Source organism: Spirulina sp. CCY15215 (genome assembly GCF_016888125.1).
Lineage (GTDB): Bacteria > Cyanobacteriota > Cyanobacteriia > Cyanobacteriales > Spirulinaceae > CCY15215.
In genome coordinates, this window is sequence record NZ_JACSWA010000440.1 from 19833 (window position 1) to 27827 (window position 7995).

8 protein-coding genes are annotated in these 7995 nt (G+C 44.3%); 3 read left to right on the plus strand and 5 right to left on the minus strand.

Features of this window, described 5'->3' with window-relative positions; all coding sequences use genetic code 11:
* Positions 1–8: 8 nt before the first annotated feature.
* Positions 9–1163 carry a M23 family metallopeptidase gene (locus JUI58_RS13435; RefSeq protein ID WP_239121459.1) on the plus strand — a complete coding sequence of 385 codons (1155 nt, stop codon included), beginning with the start codon at positions 9–11 and terminating at the stop codon, positions 1161–1163.
* Here JUI58_RS13435 and JUI58_RS13440 read toward each other — a convergent pair.
* Positions 1160–2104, minus strand: a complete 945-nt coding sequence (locus JUI58_RS13440; protein WP_204104308.1) for a glycosyltransferase family 2 protein — start codon at positions 2102–2104, stop codon at positions 1160–1162. The genes JUI58_RS13435 and JUI58_RS13440 overlap by 4 nt on opposite strands.
* Positions 2105–2137: 33 nt before the next feature.
* Positions 2138–3388, minus strand: coding sequence for a pentapeptide repeat-containing protein (locus tag JUI58_RS13445; protein WP_239121460.1), 1251 nt, complete (start codon positions 3386–3388; stop codon positions 2138–2140).
* A 92-nt stretch (positions 3389–3480) separates the two neighbouring features.
* Between JUI58_RS13445 and cbiE the strand changes: the two genes are divergently transcribed.
* Positions 3481–4731 (plus strand): precorrin-6y C5,15-methyltransferase (decarboxylating) subunit CbiE, encoded by a 1251-nt coding sequence (cbiE, locus tag JUI58_RS13450; RefSeq protein WP_204104309.1) that lies wholly within the window; start codon positions 3481–3483, stop codon positions 4729–4731.
* A 32-nt stretch (positions 4732–4763) separates the two neighbouring features.
* Here cbiE and JUI58_RS13455 read toward each other — a convergent pair whose 3' ends face one another.
* The gene (locus JUI58_RS13455) at positions 4764–5348 is read right to left on the minus strand and encodes a nicotinate-nucleotide adenylyltransferase (protein ID WP_204104310.1); all 585 of its coding nucleotides are present in this window, start codon (positions 5346–5348) and stop codon (positions 4764–4766) included.
* Positions 5349–5362: 14 nt separating this feature from the next.
* Positions 5363–6709, minus strand: coding sequence for a nicotinate phosphoribosyltransferase (locus tag JUI58_RS13460; RefSeq protein ID WP_204104311.1), 1347 nt, complete (start codon positions 6707–6709; stop codon positions 5363–5365).
* A 158-nt stretch (positions 6710–6867) separates the two neighbouring features.
* On the opposite strand from JUI58_RS13460, the gene JUI58_RS13465 reads away from it, so the two are divergent.
* Positions 6868–7416, plus strand: coding sequence for a zf-TFIIB domain-containing protein (locus tag JUI58_RS13465; protein WP_204104312.1), 549 nt, complete (start codon positions 6868–6870; stop codon positions 7414–7416).
* Between the two features lie 38 nt (positions 7417–7454).
* Here JUI58_RS13465 and JUI58_RS13470 read toward each other — a convergent pair whose 3' ends face one another.
* Positions 7455–7757: a Dabb family protein gene (locus tag JUI58_RS13470; RefSeq protein WP_239121461.1), complete on the minus strand. Its 303-nt coding sequence runs from the start codon at positions 7755–7757 to the stop codon at positions 7455–7457.
* Positions 7758–7995 lie beyond the last annotated feature (238 nt).

The window sequence follows — 7995 nt, forward strand, 5'->3', positions numbered from 1 at the left end:
CGAACAACATGAGAAAATCGCATCATTCCTCGTCTCGTGCCAAGAGTCGGGTCAGAAAAAAACCCTCTCTCCCTCCAGGTGCGATCGTTGTATCCCCCCATTCTGGCTATCCGGTTCGATTGCGTCGGCGCAAAATTCGCCGCAAACATACCTTTCGCAAACGTCTGCGATCGCTCCTTTTTTTATTGATTGTCCTTTGGTTTATCTCTGCGATCGTTGCCAAACCCGTAGGTTATTTTCTGCGTGCCGTGCAGTATTCTTTGATTGGCTGGGTGCAGACTGAGTATCTTTGGATCAAACCACAAACCCTTGCTGACGAGAAATTTCAAGCAACGCGAGATTTAATTGACAATCTTGAATCTCCAGGCATTCAAGCCTTAATTGCTGCTTCTCGTCACGATGGGCAAATGTGGTGTACTCGGGAATCTCCCCAACAGTGCGTACAGGATTTAAAACGGCGCTTGTCTTTAATTTATCAAGATTTGAGTCGTGCGGGGATTAATCCTGCCAGAGATCCCCAAGCAGTTCTCAATACTCTCGATCTATATCAATCAGGTTCGCGAGGTGGGAGTCGTCGTTTTCCGCAAGAATATATTGCCACTAAAGAACAAGGCAAAAATGGCCTTGAGGCTTTAGTGCGAGGCAGACTTCGAGTTCTGAATAATGATAGCCCCCTCGATACCCCCTCATTGAGCCAAGAATGTCCCCCTCAACAACGCAAGAGTGACTGTTTGATTATTCAACAGCGCGATCGCGTCAGAGCCATTCAAGCTATTCTACAACCCTATCTACAACCCAAATTTATTCAACCGACGGAGGGGGAACTTTCTCAAGGATTTCACTTATATCACGAGGGCATCGATCTGGCGAATAAAATCGGTACACCTATTATTGCTGCTGGGGAGGGGGAAGTTATTTTTTCGGGCTGGGATGAATGGGGTTTGGGAAAACTGGTGAAAATTCGTCACAAGGACGGCAGCACAACGGTTTACGGTCACAATCGCGAAATTTTGGTACAGACAGGGGAATGGGTCAACCAGGGGCAGGAAATCGCTAAAATGGGCAGTAGCGGCAATTCTACGGGTCCTCATTTACATTTTGAAATTCACATTCAAGGGAAAGTGATCGATCCTGAAACCCTCCTCAAAGACGCAGATAATTAATAATTATCTTCAAATCCTCCGACTTCTCCTAAAATATAGATCGGTCTGCCTTTTACCTCTTCATAAATACGTCCGATATATTCGCCTAAAATGCCAATGCTGACAAGCTGTACTGCACCCAGGAAGAAAACAGCAATATGAATCGTCGCAAAACCCGTTAAAGGAGCCGTCGGTTGGACGATGCGCCAATAGAGAACCATACAAGCCATAATTAGGGCGATCGCCGCCGAAATTAAGCCGATATAAGTTGAAATGCGTAAGGGAATGCGAGAAAAAGAAATAATCCCATTTAATGCCAAAGAAAAGGACTTGCGAAAGGTATATTTTCGCTCTCCAGAAAACCGCGAATCTCGCTCAAATTTAATCGCCGTTTGACGAAATCCTACCCACGATCGCAGCCCTCGTAAATAGCGATTGCGCTCGGGCATAGCATTTAAAACATCGACAACCCTTCGATCCATGAGGCAAAAATCCCCCGTATCTGTGGGAATATCCACATCCGCAAGGCGTTTGAGCAGGCGATAAAACCAATAGGCATATAAGCGTTTGAGCCAGTTTTCCCGATGACGTTTGCTGCGTTGTGCGTAGACCACTTGATAGCCCGATCGCCATTGTTCCGCCATAGCGATCGCCAATTCTGGCGGGTCTTGCAAGTCTGCATCCATAATAATAATAGCCTGCCCCCGCACAAAATTCAGCCCCGCAGTCACCGCAATTTGATGACCAAAATTCCTCGCTAAACTCAAATAACAAAAACGAGAATCTTTCTCGTGCAGTTCTCGCATCAGCATTAAAGAGCGATCGCGACTACCATCATTAATTAAAATAAATTCCGTCGTTCCATCTAACTGTTGGGCAACATCCTGTAAGCGTTTGGACAGTTCGAGAATATTACTTTCTTCATTATAAATAGGAATCACAAAGGTATATTTTGGTTTCATAATGTTTTCAATTATCAATTATCAACTAAAAAACTATCTTCCTAATTTATTGGGAATACCCCCACAGCCTCCTGGAATAGTGGCGCAGGTTTGTTTATCTCCCCAGTAGCAGAGATAACGGCGTTGTTCTTCGCTTAAGCGCTGAACTCCTGTAAAATTGGCTTTTTCGATCACAGCCCCCGTATGGGCCCCAGTTTTGTAATTGGGAGGGGTGGTTAGACTGCGAGGACTTGCGGTTTCTACGTTACCATAAAAGAATCGAGAGCCTTTAATATCTGCTCCTCGTAAATTGGCCTCGTATAATACCGTCCGCGCTAAATTGGCTTTGACGAGATCGCAATGGCTAAAGTTTGCACCAATGACATAGGCATCACTTAAATCTGTCCAGCGTAAATCAGTTTCCGATAAGTCGGCTCGGGCAAGCATAACACCGAGATCGATAACGCGCAACCCGTTTTGGCGGTCTTCTTCATAGCCTCCCGCACCGTCGAGAATAGCACGTCCTAAGAGTCCATCCCGTCTCAAGGGAGTTAATAGTTTAGATTGGGAAAGAAAGCGAAGGATTTTGGCTTTTCCTGCGGCATCAACACTACTCAAAATTGCGGCGGTTCGTCCTTCTGAAAATGCTCTTTCTTGCGGCCAATCTTCGAGTAATCCTTCATCACTTAAAGCCAGATCGGAAATGCCTTGAAAATAAGAATCAATGGTTTGCTGTTGAGTTATGGCATTTTGGCGCATGGTTAAATCTTTGGAAATGACATATTGTTGCCATGCGACGTATACGGCGAGAATGGCGATCGCAATTTGACCGAGGGCTCCAAACCAATCCGCCCAAGAGCCAAACTCATCCCATTTATTAGACTGCAACCATAAGCTAATTTTGTTAAAAATACCAAAAAACTGAGCAAATCCGGCCATGGATGCGATCGTTCCTAATGTCCCTAACACAATTCCTCGTTCGGAAGGAGTGAGAAATTTTAATAACCAACGTTGAATAGCGGGAAAAATGATTCGCAGGGAAACTAAAAGTGTTACGAGAGAACCTGCGAATAAAAGGAAGGAAAAGTTGAAAAGCCAACCTAATATAATTGTGCCAAATGCAAAGAGAATAATGGTACTGTCTAAAGTTTGCGATCGCACTTCCCAATTATCCGAGTTTCTGGGAATGGTGAAAGTGCGCGACACCATAGCCAGTTGCTTGGTCGTCGGTAGGGGAAGCCTTTGTAGACTCTCGGTTTCGGTGTTGGGTTCGCTCGATAGTGGGGAGTCAGGTTTAGGAGTCATGGCGATCGCGGATGGGCAGATAGTTTTTTATTCTACTATGGGGTTTGTTCCGGTGCTAAAATGCAACACCGTTACTTCTTCCTCCGACCATAATGGAAAATTGTCTTAAAGTCATTGGTATTGGGTTAGAAGGGGCGATCTCTCTTGATCGCCAAACCTTACAACAGATTGAAACTGCGACGGTGTTAGTGGGGAGTCGTCGTCATTTAGCTTATTTTCCCGAACATCCTGCAAAACGCTTAATTTTAGGGAAGTTTGGGGAAGCGATCGCCCAGATCTCGGCATTTTGGCAACAAGGAGATCGCCTGGTGATTTTGGTTTCCGGAGATCCCCTCTTTTTCGGCTTGGGAAGGTTATTATTAGAGTCTTTTCCTTCAGAATCTTTGCAATTTTATCCCCATATTAGTTCTCTACAACTGGCTTTTGCCCGGGTTAAAGTGCCTTGGCAAGATGCTAAAATTATTAGCCTTCATGGTCGTTCTTTGCAGGAATTAACGCGATCGCTACAGCAAGGATGCGAAAAAATTGCCCTCCTCACGGATGAAAATAATTCCCCCTCGGCGATCGCCTCTCTTTATCTTGCCCTCGATCTGCCCACTTGTTATCAATTTTGGGTTTGTGAAAATTTGGGCGGGGAAGAAGAAAAAATTCGGAGTTATACGGCACAAAAATTGTTACAAAAGCAAACATTTTCCCCCCTTAATATTCTGATTTTATTGCGGGAGGAAGAAGCAGAATTAAACTTAGAAGAATTGCCGCTTTTTGGCTTACCCGATGCAGTTTTTTTAAGTTTTCGCGATCGCCCCGGTTTAATGACAAAACGAGAAATTCGTATCCCTATTTTAGGAGAATTAGGACTAAAACCCAAACAAATCATTTGGGATATTGGTGCCGGAACCGGTTCTGTTGCTATTGAAATGGCGCGTTTACATCCCAACTCTCAGATTTATGCGGTAGAAAAGACAGCAATGGGAGCTAATTTGATTCGGAAAAACTGTCAGCGCTTGCAGGTTAAAAATGTTACCATTATAGAAGGAACTGCACCGGATATTTTAACAGAATTACCTCATCCTGAGCGCATTTTTATGGGAGGGAGTGGCGGAAATTTACTCGATATTTTGCCGATTTGTCAAGCAAAATTATGCAATCAAGGCATCTTAGTTCTTGCCTTTGCTACCCTAGAACATTTATATTCAAGTATTAATTGGCTGCAAAATCAAGCCTGGGATTATCGCTTACTCAATCTGCAAATTTCTCGTTCTGTTCCCATTGGCGAACTTACGCGCTTTTCCCCCCTCAATCCTGTTACAATTATTACAGCAAAACCAGGTAAAATTGAGTAATCTAATATCAACAAATCTGGAATCCATTATTTTTAAGGCAGATAAAGTTTTTCTTGGTGAATGTAGTCTTCAACCAGAGGCATTACCAACCGACTATCGTGCCAATGGCGATAAGCAGAAGAAGAGACTTCCGGTGCATTGATATCTGCGATCGCAGATCTTCCTCCCATTTCTGCCACAACTTTTAAGTCCTCCTCCCTCAAAGGATACCCAGGACGCGGTACAATTAGGAGTTGGACTTGCCGCAATAATGCTTCACATTCATGCCAACGGGGTAATTGAGCAATAATGTCTGATCCGACTACAAAAGTGAAGTGACTATTTTTTCCCCAGATTTCTTGGGCAGACTTGAGAGTTTCCACACTGTAGCGATGACTTAATTCTCGATGTAAGCTGATATTATGGTGCGGTGCATCAATTTGCGCGATCGCCAGATCTAACATTTTCAGGCGATGTTTCAAGGGAGTTTGTTGAGATTTAAGGGGGTTATCAGAAGCCCAAACTGCAACTTGGTCAAAGCGATCGCATAACCAGCGCAAAATCATTTGGTGTCCGGCTGTGGGGGGATCGGCACTGGTGCCAAATAAAGCAATATTTTTCGTTTCAGAGTTCATCATTAATCAATACTCGGCTATTTCCTCACTAAAGAATCTTGTAGAGTTTGCAATCTTGTAGAAATCTCCACAGGAAGAGGTTGAGGGTCTTCTAACTGGCGCGTTTCAAGAGGCAAACTCGCAACAGAAGCCCTTGTGCGCTGGCGAAGGGTGGCGATCGCCTCTTCCTTTTTAATCTGTTGTCCTGCTTTGATAACTAATTCTAATAAAGGTCTTTCTCCCCCTCGGGCTTCCTCTTCCAGTAAACCAAGTCGATCCTGTATTTTAGGAGTCTCGGTGCGAAAAATTTGCTTGCGTCCCGGATAAGTCCCTTTCCCCGCAGACTGTTTCATGGTGGGAATACCCGCAATTTCCACCAACTTATAAACGCCATTCACAGGAGTCCCCGTGACCAAACGAGTGCCGATGCCATAACCATCAATCATTGCCCCTTCTCGTTGCAAGCGGGCGATCTCCCACTCATCCAGATCGCCACTGGCAAAAATCGGCACATTCGGCAGCAGCGATCGCACCTGTTGCGATAATCTCACTAAATCCCCCGAATCCAAACGCACCCCCATGACCTGCTTTTCTCCGGCTTGTATTTGTTTTGCCAGACTTTCCGCCGCTTTAAGAGTATCGTAAGTATCGATTAACAAAGGCGATCGGGGAAAATAGCGAGTAAAAGCATTAAAGGCTTCATTTTCATCTCTTCCCGCTAGAGTCCCCACCGCCATCACCAGGGCATGAGCCATTGTCCCCACAGGTTTTTCCCCCAACTTCAAAGCCGCTAACACATTGGATGTCCCATCCAGTCCCCCAGCCAAAGCCGCCCGCGCCGCCCATATTGCCCCTTGGGGACTGAAAGCTCGTCGCGTGCCAAATTCGAGTATTTTTGCCCTTTCCCCTGCTATATCGCGCATTCTCGCGGCTCTCGTGGCGATTAGAGTTTGATAGTTGATTGTGTTTAATAGGTAAGTTTCCACCAATTGCGCTTGCCACAGGGGTGCGTCTACCCGCAAAATCGGTTCGTAGGGAAAAATCGCGCTTCCTTCTGCTACTGCCCAGATATCCCCAGTAAACCGACTCGACTCTAATAGCTGCCAAAAGCGATCGGGGGCATTCTGAAAAATTCCCGTCTCCTGTAGGGCGATAATTTGCGTCGAGGTAAATTGTAGATTCTGTAAATATTCACAAACCTGCGCTAAACCCATAGCAATTAAATAGCCAAACTTAGGGGGAAGCGATCGCGCAAATAATTCAAAACTTGCGGGCTTATCCTCGATCCCTTCCCCAACATAACAAGCCGTCATCGTGAGTTGATAAAGATCCGTCAACAAGCTATATTCTTCCGGCGCGATCGTTAAGATTCGAGGGAGGGTCATGGTTGCGCTTGAGGGTAAAGGTTTGTTTTCGCATTATAAGGACTATAGCTAGAGATCGCCCAATTCAACTAACTTCTCAAGGAAGAGCCGGCACTATTGATTAAAGTTTACCGGGGATTATTTTATACTGAAAAGTATTGATTTTGAGGAAAACACTCATGAAATGCCCTGTTTGCAGAACAAAACAGTTAAAATCCGTTACTTTAGAAGAACATCTCAATGCAAAAACTTGCTCTCAATGCGAAGGAAATTGGATTGCTTCAGAAGATTACCAGAAGTGGCTAGACCAACAGGAGGAAACATTACCCGAAAAAGAACCAGAAGTTTCCTTCGATATCAAAGATAATACTAAAGCAAAGCTATGTCCGCAATGCGATCGCATTTTAATTAAATATAAAGTGGGTCATGGTGTTGATTTCTTTTTAGATCATTGTAATAGCTGTAATGGAGTCTGGTTCGATAAAAATGAGTGGGATGCTTTAAAAGAGCGCAATTTGCATGATGAAGTTCATTATATGTTTACCAAATCGTGGCAAAAGAAAATTCGCGATGAAGAAATCAGAGAAATGTTAAATAAAATGTATGTTAGTAAGTTTGGCAAGGACTCTTATGAGGAAGCAAAACGGATTCGAGAATGGTTGCAAGAACAGCCAGAAACTATGACACTTCTTGCTTTTTTAAGCGATGAAGATCCTTATCAATTGTAATTGTTATGGGTAACAGATTATTTGTTACCCATCACCGCTCAAAATTCGTAATCTACTGCTAAGACTTCTGCAACAATGGGTTTAATCAAATTTTGTACGATGTCATGGTGTAGAGGATGGGGTTGATAGGCTTCTAAACCAGCGCGATCGCGAAATCTGACGGTTAAGCCATGAGTATAACCTCCGGCGCGATCGCTGAAGTTTTCGCCACAGGAGAGATCGACGATCGCCGGAATTTTCCCTTTCAGATTTTGCAGGGCTGCGATCGCCGTGGCGATCGCTTCAGGCGAGGCACTTTCTTGCCATTTAAACAGGACGATATGCTCGATCATAGTTGTCATTGTACCATTGCTTGAATTTGCTCGGATATTTTATCTCAAGAGGCGATCGCAAATCTGGTTATTGTTATTAGGGGTTGAAGCGATCGCCACTTCAAAAAATCAAACAGCGATCGCATTCCCAAGACCTAAAATATATTTATCTAAACTTGAACTAACGGCTGATTATTTATAGATGAACGAGGTTGAATCGTCTTTTGAATTTCTTCTCCCACTAACTCTTCGGCTAGGCGTAACTCAT